Annotated in this window: 15 protein-coding genes and 1 tRNA gene; 10 read left to right on the forward strand and 6 right to left on the reverse strand. The window is 65.8% G+C overall.

The features are described from left to right. Positions 1-387 precede the first annotated feature (387 nt). The 4 genes from IFT67_RS15705 (at position 388) to IFT67_RS15720 (ending at position 4,327) form a co-directional block, all read left to right on the forward strand. Positions 388-1,251: an RcnB family protein gene (locus tag IFT67_RS15705; protein ID WP_192239085.1), complete on the forward strand. Its 864-nt coding sequence runs from the start codon at positions 388-390 to the stop codon at positions 1,249-1,251. Positions 1,252-1,367: 116 nt separating this feature from the next. Further along, positions 1,368-2,051 carry a 2OG-Fe(II) oxygenase gene (locus IFT67_RS15710; protein WP_192239086.1) on the forward strand — a complete coding sequence of 228 codons (684 nt, stop codon included), beginning with the start codon at positions 1,368-1,370 and terminating at the stop codon, positions 2,049-2,051. A 388-nt stretch (positions 2,052-2,439) separates the two neighbouring features. Continuing rightward, the gene (gene recJ, locus IFT67_RS15715; RefSeq protein WP_192239087.1) at positions 2,440-4,191 is read left to right on the forward strand and encodes a single-stranded-DNA-specific exonuclease RecJ; all 1,752 of its coding nucleotides are present in this window, start codon (positions 2,440-2,442) and stop codon (positions 4,189-4,191) included. 61 nt (positions 4,192-4,252) lie between these two features. Next, positions 4,253-4,327 (forward strand) — tRNA-Glu (locus tag IFT67_RS15720). Between the two features lie 137 nt (positions 4,328-4,464). Here the strand turns inward: IFT67_RS15720 and IFT67_RS15725 are convergent. Continuing rightward, positions 4,465-5,961, reverse strand: a complete 1,497-nt coding sequence (locus IFT67_RS15725; RefSeq protein ID WP_244647413.1) for an FAD-dependent oxidoreductase — start codon at positions 5,959-5,961, stop codon at positions 4,465-4,467. A gap of 9 nt (positions 5,962-5,970) precedes the next feature. On the opposite strand from IFT67_RS15725, the gene IFT67_RS15730 reads away from it, so the two are divergent. After that, positions 5,971-6,498, forward strand: coding sequence for a MarR family winged helix-turn-helix transcriptional regulator (locus IFT67_RS15730; RefSeq protein WP_192239089.1), 528 nt, complete (start codon positions 5,971-5,973; stop codon positions 6,496-6,498). Between the two features lie 583 nt (positions 6,499-7,081). Here IFT67_RS15730 and IFT67_RS15735 read toward each other — a convergent pair. Then, positions 7,082-7,813 (reverse strand): SDR family NAD(P)-dependent oxidoreductase, encoded by a 732-nt coding sequence (locus IFT67_RS15735; RefSeq protein ID WP_192239090.1) that lies wholly within the window; start codon positions 7,811-7,813, stop codon positions 7,082-7,084. A gap of 66 nt (positions 7,814-7,879) precedes the next feature. Here IFT67_RS15735 and IFT67_RS15740 point away from each other — a divergent pair, with 66 nt between their 5' ends. The 3 genes from IFT67_RS15740 (at position 7,880) to IFT67_RS15750 (ending at position 12,555) form a co-directional block, all read left to right on the forward strand. Then, a complete protein-coding gene (locus tag IFT67_RS15740) occupies positions 7,880-8,284 on the forward strand; it encodes a winged helix-turn-helix transcriptional regulator (RefSeq protein WP_197983084.1) in 405 nt (134 codons plus the stop codon). 251 nt (positions 8,285-8,535) lie between these two features. Then, positions 8,536-9,120: a DUF6445 family protein gene (locus IFT67_RS15745; RefSeq protein ID WP_192239091.1), complete on the forward strand. Its 585-nt coding sequence runs from the start codon at positions 8,536-8,538 to the stop codon at positions 9,118-9,120. 525 nt (positions 9,121-9,645) lie between these two features. Continuing rightward, entirely contained in the window at positions 9,646-12,555 is a 2,910-nt protein-coding gene (locus IFT67_RS15750) for a TonB-dependent receptor domain-containing protein (protein ID WP_192239092.1), read from the forward strand. 159 nt (positions 12,556-12,714) lie between these two features. Here the strand turns inward: IFT67_RS15750 and IFT67_RS15755 are convergent, their stop codons facing one another. After that, positions 12,715-13,518, reverse strand: a complete 804-nt coding sequence (locus tag IFT67_RS15755) for a hypothetical protein (protein WP_192239093.1) — start codon at positions 13,516-13,518, stop codon at positions 12,715-12,717. A 280-nt stretch (positions 13,519-13,798) separates the two neighbouring features. Here IFT67_RS15755 and IFT67_RS15760 point away from each other — a divergent pair, with 280 nt between their 5' ends. Further along, complete coding sequence (locus tag IFT67_RS15760) at positions 13,799-14,869, forward strand: endonuclease/exonuclease/phosphatase family protein (protein ID WP_192239094.1); 1,071 nt, start codon at positions 13,799-13,801, stop codon at positions 14,867-14,869. 46 nt (positions 14,870-14,915) lie between these two features. Here IFT67_RS15760 and IFT67_RS15765 read toward each other — a convergent pair whose 3' ends face one another. Together IFT67_RS15765 and IFT67_RS15770 are read right to left on the reverse strand one after the other, a co-directional pair. Further along, positions 14,916-15,581, reverse strand: a complete 666-nt coding sequence (locus IFT67_RS15765) for a VC0807 family protein (RefSeq protein WP_244647414.1) — start codon at positions 15,579-15,581, stop codon at positions 14,916-14,918. Continuing rightward, positions 15,578-16,978, reverse strand: coding sequence for an 8'-apo-carotenoid 13,14-cleaving dioxygenase (locus IFT67_RS15770; protein ID WP_192239095.1), 1,401 nt, complete (start codon positions 16,976-16,978; stop codon positions 15,578-15,580). The genes IFT67_RS15765 and IFT67_RS15770 overlap by 4 nt, the downstream gene beginning before the upstream one ends. Before the next feature lie 54 nt (positions 16,979-17,032). Between IFT67_RS15770 and IFT67_RS15775 the strand changes: the two genes are divergently transcribed. Then, complete coding sequence (locus tag IFT67_RS15775; RefSeq protein ID WP_192239096.1) at positions 17,033-17,569, forward strand: TetR/AcrR family transcriptional regulator; 537 nt, start codon at positions 17,033-17,035, stop codon at positions 17,567-17,569. Positions 17,570-17,697: 128 nt separating this feature from the next. Here IFT67_RS15775 and IFT67_RS15780 read toward each other — a convergent pair whose 3' ends face one another. Then, complete coding sequence (locus IFT67_RS15780) at positions 17,698-19,830, reverse strand: M48 family metallopeptidase (RefSeq protein ID WP_192239097.1); 2,133 nt, start codon at positions 19,828-19,830, stop codon at positions 17,698-17,700. Between the last annotated feature and the right edge of the window lie 36 nt (positions 19,831-19,866).

A 19,866-nucleotide genomic window follows, 5' to 3' on the forward strand; every position in this document is an offset into this window, starting at 1 on the left:
CAGAGCCAAGCCTGTTCTCCCGCGAAGGCAGGAGTCCAGTCTGGGCTCCCGCCTTCGCGGGAGAACAAGTACGCGCGAGCTGAGTGCGGTGGTTGAGCGGCCCACCCAACCGTCGCCAGCATAACCGCCGCTACCCCTCCTGCACCACCCCGGCGAAGGCCGGGGCCAACTGGAACGTCCAAGGTAATTGGTCGCGCGCCTCGTTACTCGCCGCCCCAATTGGACCCCGGCCTTCGCCGCGGTGGATGCTTCAAAGACGTAGCGACGTATCCGACCTAAACCTGTCTAATCGCTGACGAACCCATTCAGCCTCTCCACATAGCGTAAAGCCTAGACCCGACCCATCATAGGAGCCGGCTCGTGCGCCGGCAGTCGAGGACGACGGCGATGACGGGCAAGTTTCTCAAACTCTTGATGGCGGCCTCCGCGTTGGTGCCGGCGACCATGATGGCAACGACCGCCACCGCGCAGCAGGCCGACCAAGACCGCGGTGACCGTGGCCCGCGTCAGGATCGTGGCCAGCGTCCGGATCGCGGTGATCGTGGCCCGCGCGCGGAAGGGCAGGCGTTCCAGCAGCAGCGTCCCGATCGCCCCGTCGCTTCCGACCAAGGCCAGCGCCCGCAACGCGCCGACCTCGGCACGCAACCGCAAGTCCGCGGCGACCGCCCCAACGGTCAAGGACGTCCCGACTGGAACCGAGGGCAAGATCGCCCCGGTTTCGACCGCGGCAACCAGCAGGCGGATCGCGGCCAGTTCGATCGCAACGGACGCGGCGACTGGCGCAACGACGGGCGCAATGATGGACGGGGCGACAACCGGGGCGACTGGCGCCGCGGCGGTCGCGACGGCTATCAGAACCGCCAACCCAACCGCGCCTATGGCAACGTCCAGGGCTATGGCCGCGGCGGATACAACCAGGGGCAGTACAATCAGGGCGGCGCATGGAACCGTGGCTGGCGGAACGACAACCGCTATGCCTGGAGCAATTACCGCGCATCCAACCGCGGCGCCTACCGCCTCCCACGCTACTACGCGCCGAGCGGCTGGGGATCGGGCTATCGTCGCTTCGGCGTTGGTTTATCGCTGAACAGCATTCTCTACAACCAGAATTACTGGATCCAGGACCCGTACACCTACCGCCTCCCCGAGGCGTACGGCCCGTATCGCTGGGTACGCTATTACAACGACGCGTTGCTGGTCGATCTCGACAGCGGTCGCGTGGTCGACACAGTGTACGACATCTTCTGGTAGGTTCCGGCTTACTGGCACGAGGTAACAGGGGAGAGCCCCGCGGTGGTCCAGATCACCGCGGGGCTCTTGCGTTTACCCCTCTTGCCTTTCGGGGCGAGTTCGCCAAATCCTGCGGCGTGGGTATCTTTTCAAAAGCCAAGAAGGTCGATCCGGCCGCGGCACTCCGCCAAGCCTTCGGATCGCAGGTCGCCGCGCGCCTCGACGCCAATCCGGCGGTGCAGCGCATCGCGATGGACACGGTCCAGTTCTATTATCAGGACAAGTTCCTCGATCCCGCGACGTGCAAGCGGCTGATCGCGGTGATCGATTCCAAGCGACGGCCGTCGACGCTGCTCTCCGATCGCCCGAACAGCAATTTCCGCACCAGCGAGAGCTGCGACATGGATCGCTGGTCTCCCGACGTGCAGCCGACCGACGAGGCGATCGCCACGTTGCTCGGGATCGACCTGCTCCACGGCGAGACGATGCAGGGCCAGCGCTACGCCCCCGGCCAGCAATTCCGCGCGCACCATGATTATTTCCACGAGTCCGAGAGCTACTGGGCCAAGATGCAGGAGCAAGGCGGCCAGCGCACCTGGACCGCGATGGTGTTCCTCAACGACGTCCCCGAAGGCGGCGCGACCTGGTTCCCCCAGGCCGGCGTGAAGATCGCGCCGAAGCGCGGCATGCTGCTCGCATGGAACAACATGAACCCGGATGGGACGCCGAACGGGCTGACGCTGCACGAGGGTATGCCGGTGGTGAAGGGCGTGAAGTATATCGTGACGAAGTGGTTTCGCGAGCGTCCGTGGATCAAGTGAAGGGCTTGAGCAGAGCATAACGTCACCTTCCCGCCCCGTCACCGAGCCACAGTCGCGCCCCCTCCCCGTTCGTCCTGAGTAGCCGTCGAGTAGCTGCCGCAGGCGGCGTATCGAGATGGCGTATCGAAGGACAGGTTGTCGCACGGAACCCATGCTTCGATACGCACCCTCGATACGCTTCTACGAAGCTACTCGGTCGCTACTCAGCACGAACGGGGTAGGCGCCCGCTCACCTCCCTCGTTGTTTCCCCGCGAAGGCGGGGACCCAGACTGGGCTCCCGCCTTCGCGGGAGAACAAGACGCACGTGGTGCACGCGGTTGCGAGATCGCCCTAACCACGCGGCCCCTCCCTGCTCGACAATCCCCCTAGAGCCACTACGTCCGGGGCATGACAGTTCTCGGCGTAACCTCCTCGATCCTCGGCCAGCCCTGGCGTTGGCGAGCCCTAGCGGCTGACGGCCGGGACGGCTTTACCGGCGACGACCTCGTCACCCAACTTCTGCTCGCGCGCGGCTGCCCCCGCGACGCGCTCGACGCGCACCGCACGCCGTCGATCCGCGCGTTTATGCCCGACCCGTCGATCTTCCGCGACATGGACCGCGCCGCCGAGCGCCTCGCCGACGCCGTGCAGGCGCACGAACAGGTCGCGATCTTCGGCGACTACGACGTCGACGGCGCCACCTCCGCCGCGCTGATGGTGCTCGTGCTGCGCGATCTCGGCATCGAAGCCCGCCCCTACATCCCCGACCGTCTGCTCGAAGGCTACGGCCCCTCGGGCGAAGCGCTCGTCCGCCTCGCCGGCGAAGGCGCCACGCTGATCGTCACGGTCGATTGCGGCGCGCAGGCGTTCGACGCGCTCGACGCCGCCCGCGACGCGAAGGTCGACGTGATCGTCATCGACCACCACAAATGCTCGACCGCGCTCCCGCACGCGCTCGCGCTGGTAAACCCCAACCGCCTCGACGAGACCGAAGGCGCCGCGCACGGCCATCTCGCCGCGGTCGGCATGTGCTTCCTCGCCGCCGCCGCGCTCGTCCGCACGCTCCGCGCGCGCGGCTTCTTCAAGGACCGCGCCGAACCCAAGCTGATCGACCTGCTCGACATCGTCGCGCTCGGCACCGTCGCCGACGTCGCGCAGCTTCGCGGCCTCAACCGCGCATTCGTGTCGCAAGGCCTGAAAGTCATGGGCGCGCGCAAGAACATTGGCGTCGCTGCGCTGATCGAAGCCTCGCGCCTGACGCGCAACCCGACCTGCACGGACCTGGGCTTCGCGCTCGGCCCGCGCATCAACGCCGGCGGCCGCGTCGGTCGCGCAGACCTCGGCGTCCGCCTGCTGACCACGCAGGACCCCGACGAAGCCCGCCAGATCGCCACCGAACTCGACCGCCTCAACGAAGAACGCCGCGCGATCGAGACCGCCGTACAGGAGGCCGCCGACTTGCTCTCCAGCCGAGACCGCGCGGTCGCCGTCGTCGCCGGTCACGGCTGGCACCCCGGCGTGATCGGCATCGTCGCCGGTCGCCTCAAGGAGAAGCTCGGCCGCCCCGCAATCGTCATCGCGATCGACGAGAACGGCATCGGCAAGGGCTCGGGCCGCTCGATCCCCGGCGTCGACCTCGGTGCAGCTGTGATGGCAGCCCGCGAACACGGCCTGCTCGTGGCGGGCGGAGGCCACGCGATGGCCGCCGGCCTGACGATCAGCGAGGCAGCGATACCCGCCTTCACCGACTTCCTCGAAGAGCGCCTCGCCGCAGCGGTCGAACGCTCGAACGGCGACCGTGCACTCCTGCTGGACGCGGTGCTGGCAGCGGGCGGCGTCAACCCCGGCCTCGTCGAATCGATGGAAGCCGGCGGCCCCTACGGCATGGGCTGGCCAGCGCCCCGCGTCGCGATGGGCCCGGTCCGCGTGATCAAGGCGGACGTCGTCGGCAACGGCCACGTCCGCACGATCGTCGCCGGCGACGACGGCCGCAGCATCAAGGCAATGGCCTTCCGCTCGGCCGAGAGCGCACTGGGCCAGGCGCTGCTCGGCGCCGCCCCCCACCGCAAGCTCTGGCTCGCCGGCCGCGCGAAGATCGACGACTGGTCCTCGCGCCCGTCCGCCGAACTCCATGTCGAGGACGCGGCGTGGGCGGACTAAATTCTTGTACCGAAACGCTTGACGCCTCGCCCCCTTCCCCTTAGTCGGCCTCCACCACGCAGGCCCCTTCGTCTAGCGGTTAGGACGCGGCCCTTTCACGGCTGAAGCACGGGTTCGATTCCCGTAGGGGTCACCATCGTTGGTTTTCAAGCACGCAGCGGTGAACGAGGCTCGGTTGTCTCACGGCGAAATGGCGCCAACTCTGCTGGGAAGGCTGGGTACGGCTGTTTTCAGCACGGGAAACAGCTTGGCTTCGGCATGCCACCCGCCCCCTCACGATCGATAAGGCGGCAGGACGTGCGCTAGATAGTCGGTCATCGCGTGCGTCTCGCCCGATCCGAAGCATGCCCCGACATAGCCGTCTGGACGAACGAGACGCCGTTCGCCTTTCGCCAAGCCCAGTTGGCCGTTGTCATCGCGAACCTGTCCATCGCCGTCGATCGTCACGACGTTCACCCCGGCACGCGCCGGCACGTCCGCATCGCCGGCATCGCCCGCGACCAGCAACGTCCAGTGCGGACCAGCGAGCAGATCGTACAGGCGGCGAGGCTGTCCGGCGGCGCCCCGCAGCACGGAGTCGGGCATACGGTCGCCCGGCTGGATACCGTTCGAGCGCTCGGACATTCCGGGTGCGAGCGACGAGCCGCGATACCCGAGATCGAGCTGGTGCACCTCCCGGCCGCGGCGCATGTCGCCGTGTCTGGCCTTGTCGAGCAGCCCAGCCGCCAGCCCCAGCATCCCGGCGGCAACAGGTCGACGCTCCTCCTCGTACGTATCGAGCAGCACCGGCGGGGCGCCGGCCAGCACCGCTGCCAGCTTCCACCCGAGATTATAGGCATCCTGCACGCTCGTGTTGAGGCCCTGTCCTCCCGTCGGCGGATGGATATGCGCGGCATCACCGATCAGGAAGACGTTACCGACCCGGTAGTGTTCGGCGAGCCGCGCGTTCATCGCATAGGCCGATGCCCAGTGAACCGCGCGGACGCGGATGGCTGGCCTGGATAGGCGCTCGTCGATAAACGCCTGCAAGCCCGCAACGGATAGGTCGGCCTCACCATCGAGCGCGATCGGTGCCTGCAATTGGAATACGTCACCGTGCGGCAAGGGGCAGAACGATATCTGCCGCGCCATGTCGCCTGCGTTGAAACGATGCCACACGTCGCGGCCGAGGCCGTCGATCTCGACATCGGCGACGATGGCACGGACACCGAGCGTCTTTCCGGGAAACTCGACGGACAATGCCCGGCGGACAAACGAGCGACCACCATCCGCGCCGATAAGATACCGGCAACGGATCGTCTGGCTACCATCCGTGCCAGCGATGCTGGCGGCGACCGCGTCTCCGTCGTCGACAAAGCTGACCAGTTCGACGCCATACTCGACCCGGCCGCCTAGCTCGACGATCCGATCTCGCAGCACGGCTTCCGTACGGAATTGCGGAACGAGCACGGGCATCCGATAGGGCTCGCCATCGGTGCTCGCTGCGATGCTGAACTCTTGCGTATCCTCGAGGCCTCCGTCGATCCCGTAGACGCGCTGCGGCGGATAGAGGCTACCAGCCGCGGCGATCCGGTCGACGACACCCAGGTCTTCGAAAACCTCCAGCGTACGCGGTTGAATCCCCTTGCCCCGCGAGCCTTGGAACGGTCCGTCGAGCCCGTCGATCAAACGGAACGTCACGCCGCGGCGCGCGAGATCAACCGCGAGCGTCAGGCCAGCAGCACCCGCCCCCACGATCAGGACATCTACGTTCAGATCGGATTGCATCATCGGACTCCTATGTGTATTTTGCATACATCTCTGGAGAAGCAGGTCGTGTCAACAAACAAAGTGCATAATGCACATATTCGGGAAAATCTGCCGTCGTTGCATCGTGCGTTGATGGAGATCGTCAGCGTCATCAATCGGCCGGAGCAGGATGCGGCTATGCTCGACGCGGCAGGGCTCAGCCTCGAGCGCGCATTGTTCCCGCTGATGGTGATGGTCGAGCGCCTGGGACCAATCGGCGTCGTCGATCTCGCGAGCAGGGTCGGGCGTGACTACACCACAGTCAGTCGCCAGATCGCCCGATTGGAGGAATTAGGCCTCGTCACGAGACACCCTGGCGCGACCGACCGCCGTGTCAGAGAAGCGCGGATCACCCCGCAGGGAAAAATTGCGACGGATGCAGTGGACCGCGCGCGGGAGACAATGGCTCTGACGTTGTTCGAAGATTGGAGCCGCGAAGAATTCGACGATTTGACGATGCTACTGGAAAAATTGGCGCAAGGTCTGATTTTGAAGCCCGCGTCGTCCCCACCCAAATAAAGCCTGGGCCGGCTTCCCCTGAGTGTAGAGCACCCGCATAGAGCGCGCACACCGCGCCTTTAATAGGAGCCCCGCAGCAGTGGGAGGTTTTCGATCGCCAGCCTTAAAAAGCTCTTGCCGATGGTGAATGCCAACACGATTCTGTGGTAGCACCCGCGGGCGATGATGGCCGGAATCGACAATATTGCGCTTCGCCACGGTGCGCGACGAGCCCTGGCTTACACGCGTGCCGAACCGGTGATCCGCTGTATCGAAGAGGCGGTCCGCGACCATCGTCGACGCACCGGTGACATCGACGCAATGCCCCACGTAAGCAGCTTGGTGACATTGTGCGCGGCACGACGTCTGTCGGCCGCGCGCGGCGGGCCTGTCTCTCACAGTACAGTGGTCCGCGCCCTAAAGCTCATGGGCTTGCGGTAGCCCGGTCCCATGAACGGCAGTGGCGGCGTCGAATCCAACGACTTCGCCGCGTCCACCGACCCAAACTCGCTATCCCGGAGCAGAATAGAGCTTCCCGACTTCCGACCGACATTCAATTTGCGACCGTGGCGAAGCGGAACCGTCCCGGCAGGCGTGCCCAGGCTCAGACCTGCGTCATCCCGCCATCGACGCACAGTTCGGCACCGGCGATGTAACTCGCATCATCGCTCAGCAGGAAGACGACAGCCGCGGCCACCTCGTCCGGTCGCCCCATGCGGCCGAGCGGGATCGGCGCGGTCAGCGCCGCGCGCTCGGCATCCGACACGGCCGCCATCATTGCCGTATCGGTCGGTCCTGGACTGACCACGTTCACGCGGATACCGCGCGGTGCGAGTTCCGCCGTCCAAGTCCGGGCATAGGATCGCAGCGCCGCCTTGGTCGCCGAATAGGCACCGCGGGTCGGCACGCCGATCGCATCGGCGATCGACCCGATCAGCACGACCGCGCCTCCCTCGCCCATCGCGCGCACGGCTGTTTGCAGGGCGAACACCGGGCCGCGGACGTTGACCGCGAAATGCCGATCGAAATGGTCGAGCGTTTCGTCGGCCAGCGACGCAGCTTCCGAAATTCCGGCGTTCAGCACCAGCGCGTCGATGCGGCCATGCGTGTCGCGAACCGTCGCCACCGCACGGGCCATATCGGCAGGAATGCTCGCATCCGCGACAAGTCCGACCGCACCGTTGCCGATCGCACGCGCCGACGCCGCGACCTCGTCAGCGTCGCGCCCGGTGAAGACTAACGTCGCGCCGTCCGCGGCCAGCCGTTGACCGATTGCCAGCCCGATCCCCTTCGCCCCGCCTACGACCAGCGCCACCTTGTTCGTCGTCGATACCATCGTGGAATCCTTCATCCGTGATGGCAGGCTAGATATACTGATTATATCTGCTATCAATAACGCACCATGAATAGCCTAGATATCATCGCCGATACCGACCTTGGCGCGACCGCGCAGCGAACGGCATCCGAGTCCGCGCAGGTGCGTCCGGTGCTCGACAAGATCGCGGACAAGTGGACGGTCATGATCCTGACCGTGATCTGTCCGAAGCCAGCGCGATTCAACGAGATCAAGCGCCGCCTGGATTGCATCACGCACAAGGCGCTCGCCGACACGCTCAAGCGGCTGGAACGCAACGGCCTGGTCACGCGCACCGTATTGCCGACGAGCCCTATCGGCGTCGAGTATGCGATCACGCCGCTCGGCCACTCGCTACGACAACCATTCGAAGCACTCTACGCCTGGGCGCTGACCCATGGCGGCGCCATCGAGGAGGCTTCGCGGGCGTACGATCGTGCAAGGGAGGAGTGATCGCCCGATGCTGGATCGAGCGCTCGATGATACTCAACGCCAACCGGCAGTGCGGCATCTATATATCGCGCTGAGCGAGTCCAGGACTTCGATTTCATTGCGCAACGATTTGTCGGCTGAGTCTCCCCACGTGCCAAGCTTCACGTGAACCCGACCCGCGTGCCGCGTTGCAGTCCACCAAGTTCACTACGATCATCGGATGCGTTTACTTTGGCGCTGTGGCAGCAACCGGCAATGGACGACGAGCGGTCATGACGACGCACAATATCACCAGACGACGCATCGGGGCCGAGGCGGAGCCACTCGTCATCATCGACGGCTTTGCCGGCGATCCCGACGGGTTGCGCGCAGCGGCGGCGGAGGCCGCGTTCGTTTCCGCGGGGCAGCATTATCCCGGCATCCGCGCGGCCCTTCCCGATACGTATCTGCGCGATCAGCTTCCCGTGGTCGCACGCGCGCTGGGGCGGGAGTTCGGACCGTGCCGCCGCATCCGCGTCGTCGATGCGCAGTTCTCGATGGTCACGATCACGCCCGAAGCGCTCGATATTCGGCAACGCCTGCCGCATGTAGACGCGTACGGACGCGACCGGATTGCGCTGATCCACTACCTCTCGCCGACGATCCGTGACGGCACGGCATTTTTCCGACACAGAAAGAGCGGGTTCGAGACGATCGACGAGACGCGCGCGCCCGCATTTTTCGAATCCCTCGGCCACGAAGTCGAAGCGACGCCGCCCGACGGGTATATCGCCGGCGATACGGCGCTGTTCGAACGCACGGCGCTGGTCGATGCGGCCTATAATCGCGCTTTGCTGTATCGAAGCTACGTCTGCTGAGCTATTTTTGCTCTTTGATAGGGCGGTAGCCGGTATCGTCGGCGTGGCGCCCTTTAGCGGCACGTTGGTAACGTCCTGAGACCGGTCATTACGTCGGCAGATATCCGGAAAAATCCGTCTCGGATTTGGCGATGCGCTGGGAAAGGCCGTGCTTCGCGGGCAGCGGCATCAAGCCACGGACACGATCGTCGCGTAAATTGAAACCCTTAGCGGCACCAGTACCACGGCCGCACACACAAACCCTGGCTTCGTGCAGAGCGTGTGGCGTTCGGCGCCGGGCCGTTGAATCGCGATCGATGTCACATCCACCCGTTCAGAATTCGACGGGCCGCCAAACCGTAGCCTCTTGCACGTTTGTTGAGCGCTACTGCCGCACAACCACGAGGCAGCATAAATTACAGTATGTTGCAGATTTGCAACTTAGGTTGGAACTTCGCAACAAATCCGAGTGCCGGAACTGTCTTTCTATTGCAGCGCACCACTTTTTCCGGGAGGTACCGACTGGTTAATAAGGGGGCCACGACCATGATGAACCGAACCTTGCTGCGTGCGGGCATATGCCTGCCGGCGATGCTTCTCGCTGCGGCTTCCGCCCATGCGCAGGCTGTCGACGTTGGCCCCACCGCGGCCGCGAGCGCTACGAGTAACGAGGCGGCGGACACGCCCGACGACATCATCGTCACCGGGTCGCGCATCCGTCAGAGCCCACTCGAACAGCGCTCCCCTGTCGTCACGCTCGATTCCGCCGCGCTTGCGCAGACCGGCCTGACCTCGGTGGCGGATATCCTTCAGCGCCTTCCCAGCGCTGCGGGTGGGTTGAACACGAAGGCGAACAATTCGGGTAACATCGGCAACCCGCAGGATGGCGGCGGTGTCGGTGCTGGCTCGGCCGAGATCGACCTGCGCTACCTGCTCGCCAAGCGGACGCTCGTGCTCGTCGACGGGCTTCGCTACGTCAACGGCGCGTCGGCGAGCGGCATTCCCGGCACGGTCGATCTGAACACCATTCCCAACAGTTCGATCGAGCGGATCGAGGTTCTGCAATCGGGCCAGTCGCCGCTGTACGGTTCGGATGCCATTGCCGGCGTCGTCAACATCATCACCAAGGCCAGCCAGAAGGGGCTGCGCATGTCCGGGCAGTTCGGTACGTATCGTGCCGGCGACGGCCATTCCTATAACGGCGACATAAGCTACGGCGTGAAGGGCCCCAACACATCGCTCGTCTTCGGCGGCAGCTATGTGAAGGAAGGCAGCGTCCGCACGAGTGATCGGGCTGGATCGCAATTCCCCAATCCGGGGCAGACGACCTGCCTCGATCCTCGCGGTGGTTGCTCGGGCGCGGCCCTGGGCGGTCGCATCGTCTTCAACGCCGGCAACGCCATCCGTCCACAAGGCGGCACGCTCACGGTGCGCCAGAACGGCCTGACCAGCCGCGGAGTCTACGATCCCACGCTCGCGGGCGGCGATTTTCGCGCGTTCACCGCTGCGGACCGGTTCAACTTCGCACCGTTCAACTATTACCTGACGCCGTCCGAACGCTACGGTGCGTTCGTCAGCTTCAAGGGTGACCTCGGCTCGGGTATCAACCTGCGAGTCAAGACGGTGTACAATCACCGCAATTCGCAGAACCAGGCCGCCTTCCTGCCCCTGAACGTCGGTCCCGATGCGGGGACCGGGACGCTCACCGATCGGATCTCGATCGACGCGACCAACCCGTTCAACCCCTTTGGCGTTACCTTGTCGGCTGGTGGCCCCGGCCAACCCCCGGCGAACTATGCGTTGGTCGGACGCCGCCTCGTCGAGGGCGGGCAGCGCACCTATAATCAGAGCGTCGATACGATGTCGGTCACCGCGACGCTGGACGGCAAGTTCCAGGTCGGCGGGAAGACGTTCTACTGGGACGTGAACGCGGTCCAGGGCTTCAACGACGCCAAGCAGGTGTTCACGGGCAACATCAACACGCAGCGGCTCGCGCAGGCGCTTGGTCCGCTCGCGCAGTGCACGGGGGAGTGCGTACCGTTCAACATCTTCGGCGGCGCAGGCTCGATCACGCCGCAGATGCTGGCCTTTGTCGGCTTTACCGAGCGCGCCAAGAGCAGCCAGGAACTGCGCGACTACACCGCCAACCTCACGGGTGAACTGTTCGACCTCCCCGCCGGTCCGATCGGCTTCGCGGTCGGCTACGAACATCGCTACCAGAAGGGATCGTTCACCCCCGATGCGTTGATTCAGGCCGGTTTCGGCGCCGACATTCCCGCGCAGGCGGCCAGCGGCGCGTTCAACTCGGACGAGGTCTACGGCGAAATCCGCGTTCCGCTGCTGAAGGACGTGCCTTTCTTCAGCTCGCTCGAAGCGTCGGGCGCGGTCCGCCATGTGAACTATTCGATCAGCGGCAGTAACACGACCTATACCGGCACGGGTCTCTGGAAGCCGATCCCGGACCTGCTGCTCCGTGCATCCTATGCCGAAGGGTTCCGCGCACCCAGCATCGGCGAGCTGTTCGGCGCGCAGTCGCGGTCCGATATCGGCATCCCCGATCCCTGCAGCAACATCGCCGGCTCCCGCTATCAGGCGTCCGCCACGGTACGGGCCAACTGCGCGGCTAACGGCGTTCCGACGAACGGCAGCTATCAGGAACCTATCGGCCAGCTCGGCGTAACGACGGGCGGCAACCAGGCGCTTGCGCCGGAAACCTCGAAAACCTGGCTGTTCGGCGGCGTGCTCAGCCCGGCGTTCATGCGGACAAGCGGCCTTGCCAGCCAGTTCACGCTGGAAGCCAATTACTACGACATCAAGGTATCGGGCGCGATCGCCTCGACCAACCCGCAGGTGACGTTGGCGCGGTGCTCCGAGGCGGGTGACGCGCTGAGCTGCTCGAACGTGGTGCGCAGCAGCAGCGGCCGCATCTCGAGCATCGTCGGCCTGCTGCAGAACATCGGGGAGATCCGCACGCGCGGCATCGACCTGACGCTCAACTATCGCTCGCCGCAGACCGGCGTGGGCATCTTCGGCCTGTCGCTGAACGGCAATCATCTCATGAAGTACAGCGAGACGACGCCAACCTCGACCGGGTTCAGCGCGATCAGCTATCGCGGCACGACCCGCGGTTCACCCGACCAGTCCTACCCCAAGTTCAAGGGAACGGGCGTCGTCAGCTGGAGCATCGCCGATGTCGAGGCATCGTTCACCGGCCGCTACATCAACCATGTCCGCGAGAATACGGGCGCCCGGCTGGACAACACCTTCTACGGTGACGTGCAGCTGACCTTCTCGCCCGCCTTCCTGGACAGGAAGTTCGATTTCACGGCCGGCGTGCGCAACGTCTTCAACCAGGATCCGCCGGCGTGCACGACCTGCACCGGTCCGAACTATGATCCCACGACCTACGACGTGCCGGGGCAGTTCGGCTATCTGCGCCTCTCGTACCGGATGTAACGCGGCCATCCGATTGCTTGGGTGACCTTCGTTTGCGCTGACCGTACCCCGAGGAACGACGTCGTTCCTTGGGGTACGGTCGACCGACAGCCTTCCGACACCGTCACGTGAGCATTCCGAAGCCATGGAAGATGGCCTTGGTCACGGCGAGCACGGTGCCTAGAATTTGCGCGGCTCGTGACCGATCACGTCGCACGAACCGCGGAAGCCATAGCTGGCGGTTCCCTGCACGGTGATCCGGCCGGTGCGCCGGTCGATCACTATACGCGGCTTGTTGAGGCCATTCAGGCGGTAGCGAGCGCGGATGACGTCGGGACCGACGACGACGTCGTAGAGGTCCCACCAGCCACTGTTGCCGCGCGAATTGATCGGCGGGATCAGCGACCGTGGCAGACGAATGCGGCCGCCGCCGTCCCAGGTCTGCACCATCAGCGACGCGTCGAAGACTTCGCGGGTGGTCTGATTATAGGTGCCGTATTCGTAACGGTCGCGGTCGCGGTTCCAGGTCCATGTGGTACCGCTCGCGATGCCGCTTTTCGATCCGTCACCGAAGCAGACCAAGCCGAGCCCGACCGCGCGACCATCGATCACGGGGCCGCCAGCGGGGGAGCCTGGTCGGTTGTCGCCAGGCCGATACGGCGGACGCGAAGAGCCCGTCGCTGGCTTGAGCGTAGCGGGCTTGCGGCAGTCGGGCGGGGTCGTCGCCTGGATCGAGTCGTAGCGCCCTTCCATCGTCGCGATGGTCACGCACTGGCGACGACTGGCGTTCCACCAATAGGCGTAGCTGCGATCGTCGCCCTTCTCGGCCCGGATGCTGGTGTAGCCACGACGCTGAAGCTCCCCCTCCCCCTGACCGGCACGCGCCCCTACCATGTCCTCAAGGCCGGTGGACTGCGCCGCGACGATCGCCGGCGCGAAGGTCGAGAGCAGAAGCGACACGGTGAGCGCAGTCGAGCTTTTCATGGCCGGCACGTGAGTTCCCCTGTTCGTCCCGCTCCGTTGTCCGGCGGCACGCGCACATTTTACGGTCGCGGCAGGACTGCGTCCATAACCGTAATTGGTTCGCCACAGCGCGATCCGACGCTCCGCGCATCGTTCCAGTCAGCGGCGGCAAGGTACGTCACGTCCTGCCGGCTCACGTCGCAGATCGTGTATCGCGCAGGACGTCCGTTACCCCGGCGCCGCCGTGCACCGATGGATGCCATCGTTGCAGGCTCGCACGTTCTGGAGGAATAGCGGAAGCATGAAGCGTCCGGTCGTCATCGTCAGCCTGTTGCTCGGAGTTACCGGGTGCGGAACCCTTCCCCCGGCCCGGCATCTTGCCTGCACCGTCGCCACCGTGCGCCCGAACCTGGCGCAACGCGGATCGGGCACTGCCACCCTCTCGGTGCTGACGTACAATATCGAAGGCCTGGGCTGGCCTGCCCGGCAAGGGCGTGCGCCGCGCCTTGCCGAGATCGCCCGCTATCTGGCCACCGCCCGCGCATCCGGGACCGCCCCCGACATCGTGATGGTCCAGGAGATGTTCAGCGGTGCCGCGAAGAAGGCCGTGCTCGCGACCGGCTATCCAGCGATCGTTTCGGGGCCCGCACGCACGGCCAGGACCGCAAATGCCGTGTCGCGAAAACTGCCTGGCCGCGCGAGCCTCAAACGCGGCGAGACAGGATTCCACCTGACGGGCAGCGGCCTTGCCATCGCGTCACGCTACCCGATCATCGCCTCGCGCAGCCAGCCCTATGGCCGCAAGTCCTGCGCCGGTATCGATTGCCTGTCGAACAAGGGCGTCATGCTAGCGAGGATCAGCATCCCCGGCGTCCCGCTGCCGATCGACTTGTACAACACCCACATGAACTCGCGCGGTGCCTCGAAAGCGCCTCACGCGCGCAACCTTGCCGCGCACGAGCGACAGGCCCTGGAGGCATCCCAGTTCATCGACAGGACGCACGACGATAGCCTGCCGATGATCTTCGGCGGTGATTTCAACATGCGCAGGGCTCAGGATCGCTGGGATAATTTTACACGGCATCAGCCGATGACCCTGGTCCACCGGGTTTGCATCGATCGATCCTCGAGGTGCGAGGTGCGGATGTCATGGGACGGCGACGAGCCGTGGATCGATACCCAGGATCTGCAATTCTTCGAGAGCGGCAAGGCCGTGACCATTCGCCCGATCCGCGTCGAGGCGATGTTCGACGGAGGCCCGTCTGCGCCGGCGTTGTCCGATCACGATGGCTTCCTGGTGACCTACCGGATCGACTGGGCCAGCGACGTCGAAAGGCGCCCCGGGTGCCAGATGCCTTTGGGACGCCAGTAAGCGGCGAGGCCCGGCGTTTGCCGACCTTGGATCGCTTTCGAGGCCGTCAGCGTGCCGCGCGGCGTTGGGCAAGACGCCGGTACCACACCGTCCAAAGCGCGAGCGCCCCCATCGAGCCGTAGCCGACGAACGGGCTGACCAGCATGTAATCGTGGATGCTGAGCGTGAAGACGAGCACGCAGGCGAGCGCCGACGAGATGAGCAGGCCGATGCCCCAGACCAGCGTCATGACCGTCATGACCCGGCGGAAGCGGGGCGTGTCGCGCTTGGCCTCGAACGCGGCGACCTCGTCCGGCGATTTCCGCGCCAGGCCGGCACGGGCAAGCTGATAGATCAGCGGGCGGCCGATCGCCGCCGAGCCGAGGAACACCAGGCCGATCAGTGCCGAGACGAGGTTCTCGCGCAACTGGAGAAAGCGGACGGACCCGCCCCCGAGCATGGCGAGCAGCGACAGCGCGATGCCTGCCAGCACGAGGACCGACAGCGCATCGACGCGACGACGGCGGGCGAACTCGACGAGCGACCAGAGCAAGGGTGGCAGCGAGGATGCCATCAGCGCGACCACGTCGCCCGACTGCGGCGCCACGCGATCGTAGATCAGCAGCGGCAACCCGAAATTGATGCCGGCTTCGATGGCGATGAGGCCGATGCGACTGCCGGTCCGACGGTTCATTACAGGGCTGTCCTTCATGGTCGTGACGATCGTGTTCATTGTGCGTCTCCCCCGTTGATCCAGTTGCCGTGAAAACCCGGCGGAATGCGGTGCGGCAGACGCACCGTGGCGACCGGAGCGCCCTCGAAGTTGCGCGCATCGAGGATGACCAGCTCGGTGGTGTCGCTTGGTTCGTCGATGACGAGGCCGATCAGCCATCCCTCGTCTTCATCCGCACCCTCGTGCGCGGGCACGAACACGAATTCGCCGGGGTGACGGCCGGTCCCGAACTCGTGCACCTCCCGCCCGGCCTCGACGAGATCATGCTTGTAGAGCCGGCTCGCGCTCTGGAACCGACGGTCCGATTGCGTGGCCACGACATAGGCATAGCGGTAGGTCTGGCCGAACCGGCGCTCGTCGATGCGCGGAAACTCCTGCGGCGCGGCATCGATGGTCCGGATCACGGTGGTGCGGGCAGCCGGATCGAGCGTCCAGCGCTCCAGCCCGCGCGAGGTCGCGTCGGGCCCACCGGGCGCGCCGGCGAACATCGTCGGATACGCACACACGTCGAGCTCAACCCGGCCATCGGGCAGGTCGAAGGCGTTGGCGACGTGGAAGACATAGGTCGGATCGACATCGCACCAGATGATCGCATGGTGATCGCCACCGCGGGGCATCAGGCCGACGCGGGCCCGATGCACGGGGTTCCAGGCGTAAGGCAGCGACTGACCGGCGAGATGGGTTGCCAGCGAAAACGTCACCGGAAGATCGAGGACGACGACGTAGCGTGCGGTGATCGCGCAATCGTGAATCATCGGGCCGTGTTCCACCGCGATCGGCTCCTCGCGTACCACCCTGCCGGTGGGATCGAGGACGACGTGGCGGATCTCGTTGGGGTTCGTTCCCTCGTAGCAGATGCCATGATACTCGCCGGTCAGCGGATCACGGTGAGGATGCGCGGTGAACGAACCGGCGAGCGATCCGCCGAAATTGTCGTAGCGCTGCTCGTCCAGCGTCTCGGACAGTGCGACGGGATAGCTACCGCCTTCGACAACCGCGAAGACGCGCCCGCCCAGATCGACGACGTTGGTGTTCACGGTGTCGCTGGAACCGTGCCGCGGCCCCGGTGCCGGGGTCGTTTCACGGGCAGCCGCGTTGCTGCGCGATCCGATCCAGCGATTGCGGTACCAGATCGCCTTGCCGTTCCGGATCGCCAGGCCGTGCACCATGCCGTCACCGGTGAACCAATGGTAAGATGCGGGATCGGCTGCGACGGGGTTCGGCCCGGTTCGCAGGTAGCGACCGCGTAGTCCCGGCGGAATGGCGCCGCGAACCTCGAGCGAGGTCAGCGTCAACTCCTCCTGCATCGGCCGATGGATGCCGGACAGAAAATGCCGTGCCATCTGCGTCCCCTCCCCGACCCCGTCAGCATCTACCCTTGCCAGAACGCTAGCCATGCCCGCCTCCAATGTTTACACCGTGAGCATAGATGTAAAGGTAACAGTGTCAACATGGAAAAACGCTATCATCACGGCGATCTGCACGCGGCGTTGATCAAGGTCGGGCTTCGGCTGCTGGCGGAACGCGCCGTGGAAGGCGTCTCGCTGCGCGAAATGGCGCGCGAAGTCGGGGTCAGTGCGACCTCGGTGTACCGGCATTTTCCCGACAAGGCGGCGCTGATGCGCGCGCTTGCCCGCGAGGGGTTGGACCGGCTCGCCACTGCGCAGCGCGACGCGGCGAGCGGCAAGGACGGCGCTGCTGCGTTTGCCGCAACCGGCCGGGCCTATGTGCGGTTCGCGCTCGCCAATCCGGCTATTTTCCGCCTCATCTTCACGTCGTCCGCACAGTTGCAGGCGACAGGAGAGATCGAAGCGCTGCGGATGTTACGCGCCAACGCCGCCGCGGCATCGCCGAATGACGCGGGTTCGGATCAGGTCGAGACTGGCGCGCTACGCTCCTGGTCGCTCGTCCACGGCCTCGCGATGCTGATACTCGATGGCCAATTGCCCGCCGACGACCATCTTATCGATACGCTCGTCCAAGGCTGACGAGCGCGCACGATAGTCTCGTTTGACGGAAAGGTCGGCGACGAGGTCGGCTGATCCGGGGCGCGACCTGACTGCCCACGTCCGCGACCGTCAGCGCAGCGGCAAAGCGCGAGCGCATGCCGCGCGCGTCAGCGCTCCGCCAGAGCGCGCCGGGCTTGCTCCGCCTGGAAGTAGCTTTCGATCAACTGCCGGAAATCCTCGACGCCCATGCCGCGAACGCCGTAAGCGCCGATCATGACCAGGCGCTTGGCCTTCCGCACAGCGGTCCCTCGCGCGAACCGCCGCACGCGGGGCAGAGCCACGCCGTCCTCCAGTACCAGATCAAGGCCGAAGCGGGTGCCGAAGGCGACCCCCCAGGCCTCTACGTCGCGCCACGCGATCGGCGCGTCAAGCTGCGGGGAACTCAACGTTTCGGGCAGCAGGATCAGATAGGGCGTCCGCGCGCCACGGCGGATCAAGGCGCCGCCCATCACGAAGATCACTGCCGCACCTATAAAGGCACCGATAACCAGCCGCAGCTCGAACGTGTCGCGCCCGAGGCCGATCGGCTGCCGGAATATCCAGATCGCCGCGCCTGCGGCAAGGAACAGCATCGCCGCACAAAACTGCACCCAGCTCGCCGGACCGACATTGTTGTACAGCGTCACCGCCTCCTGCGGCACTGCCGCGGCGGTTTGCTCCAGAAACTGGCGATGGCGCGCATGGGCACCGCGGACTTCGGCAAGGTAGTCCGTGCTCAGGCGTCGGCACCAATCCTGCCAGTCGGCGATCAGGCGCTCGCCTGCGGGACGCGGTCCGTCGCGTGGCGCACGCAGCGCGGTTTCCAGCAAGGCATCGTCGAGCGCCACGTCCAGCCGCTGGATGCGTTCGGGCGTGCGCGGATGGGGGTCGGTCGGGTGCGACTGCACGTCTTCCAGATAGGCGCGGATGTCCGGCCACCCCTTCTCCTCGACCATCTGCGCCGCCACGGCGACGAGATCCGGATCGTCTTCGGGTGGGTTCGCGAAGGCGTCCTCGAGCACGGCGTCGACCGGCGGTGCGACCACCGCCGTCCGGATCAGCGCGGAGGCCGCTGGCCGGCCGCCGGACACCCGCGAACCCAGCCGATCCGCCTCGAACTCGCGCAGACGGCTCCAGTGGCGCACCGCGAGATCGAACCGCTCCATCGCGTGATCGGCCAATTGCAGCGGTCCCTTGAGCAGCAGCAGCCCGTTGGCGTCCGAATGCATCGCCGCCAGCGCGCGTCCCATCCCTGCGTAAAGAGGTGCGAAGCGCCGGCTGTACGCGGTGTCCTCGCCGGTGAAGTGCGCCAGTTCGTGGCCGACGATCGCGGCCACCTCGCCTTCGTCCAGGAACTGCAGGTACGGCGCCGGCAGGTAGAGCGTACGCCCCGAAACACGCCGTTCGCCCGGCGACAGCAGCAGGTCCTGCTCGGTGACGTAAAAACCCTGCGCCAACCCCAGCACCAGCGTATCGGGGGCGATCGCCTGCTGCCGGCCGGCGATGTCCTGTACGAAGCGCCATAGCGCGGGCGCCTCGTCCACGCTCACCGCCCGTCCGGTGACCTCACCCGGTTGCGGCGTGTAGAGCGCCACCACCTCGCGCAGCGCGCGGATCGCGGACCAGGCGGTCCCCAACGCCACCAGGGCCAGCACCACGCCCGCGAACATCAGCTTCACGCCACCGCCCGACAGCGTCACCGACGACCACAGGCTGATCAGTTCGAACAGCACCCCACAGACCACGGCGAGCGCGAGCCCGATCACCATGCCGCCCAGCACCAGCGGCAGCGCGCGCTGAAGCGCGGCAAAGCTCGCGACGAGCGCATCGCGCGACACCATCGCCCGTCGCGCGGCGATCTGTGCGGCGGCCAGCCCGATCGCGCCGCAGATCAACGCCAGCAGCGCGCCTCCGATCACGCTCCAGGCGAGCGGCCCCTGCACGCGGGCAAGGATCAGGCTGCGCCGGACCGACGGCAGGCGCTCCTCGACCATGTCGGCCGCGAGTGCGGGGGCGTAGACGGTATCCGGATTGCCGAGGTCGACCGAAGCAGTGCTGTCGCGCGCGCCGAGTTCGCGCATCGCGCGCACCTGCTGCGGAAGGGAGGACTGCATGGCGGTGTATTCGGCGACCGAGCCCTGCGCTCGCACGCGCTCCCAACCGCCGAGCACGCCAAGCAGCAGCGGCACCAGCAGGATGCTGATCAGCATGGCGTATGGTTGCGGCAGGCGTCGCATCGCGTTCTCCCCTTTGACGAACAATTACGCCCGATCAGAACGCGATCCGTCGGTTCTGTC

The sequence above is a fragment of the Sphingomonas sp. CFBP 13728 genome, from assembly GCF_014841895.1.
Taxonomy (GTDB): Bacteria; Pseudomonadota; Alphaproteobacteria; order Sphingomonadales; family Sphingomonadaceae; genus Sphingomonas.

Coding starts and splice junctions, on each gene's coding strand:
- IFT67_RS15705 (WP_192239085.1), top strand. CDS start 388: ATGACGGGCAAGTTTCTCAAACTCTTGATGGCGGCCTCCGCGTTGGTG.
- recJ (WP_192239087.1), top strand. CDS start 2,440: ATGACAGTTCTCGGCGTAACCTCCTCGATCCTCGGCCAGCCCTGGCGT.
- IFT67_RS15725 (WP_244647413.1), bottom strand. CDS start 5,961: ATGATGCAATCCGATCTGAACGTAGATGTCCTGATCGTGGGGGCGGGT.
- IFT67_RS15730 (WP_192239089.1), top strand. CDS start 5,971: ATGTGTATTTTGCATACATCTCTGGAGAAGCAGGTCGTGTCAACAAAC.
- IFT67_RS15735 (WP_192239090.1), bottom strand. CDS start 7,813: ATGGTATCGACGACGAACAAGGTGGCGCTGGTCGTAGGCGGGGCGAAG.
- IFT67_RS15740 (WP_197983084.1), top strand. CDS start 7,880: ATGAATAGCCTAGATATCATCGCCGATACCGACCTTGGCGCGACCGCG.
- IFT67_RS15745 (WP_192239091.1), top strand. CDS start 8,536: ATGACGACGCACAATATCACCAGACGACGCATCGGGGCCGAGGCGGAG.
- IFT67_RS15750 (WP_192239092.1), top strand. CDS start 9,646: ATGATGAACCGAACCTTGCTGCGTGCGGGCATATGCCTGCCGGCGATG.
- IFT67_RS15755 (WP_192239093.1), bottom strand. CDS start 13,518: ATGAAAAGCTCGACTGCGCTCACCGTGTCGCTTCTGCTCTCGACCTTC.
- IFT67_RS15760 (WP_192239094.1), top strand. CDS start 13,799: ATGAAGCGTCCGGTCGTCATCGTCAGCCTGTTGCTCGGAGTTACCGGG.
- IFT67_RS15765 (WP_244647414.1), bottom strand. CDS start 15,581: ATGAACACGATCGTCACGACCATGAAGGACAGCCCTGTAATGAACCGT.
- IFT67_RS15770 (WP_192239095.1), bottom strand. CDS start 16,978: ATGGCTAGCGTTCTGGCAAGGGTAGATGCTGACGGGGTCGGGGAGGGG.
- IFT67_RS15775 (WP_192239096.1), top strand. CDS start 17,033: ATGGAAAAACGCTATCATCACGGCGATCTGCACGCGGCGTTGATCAAG.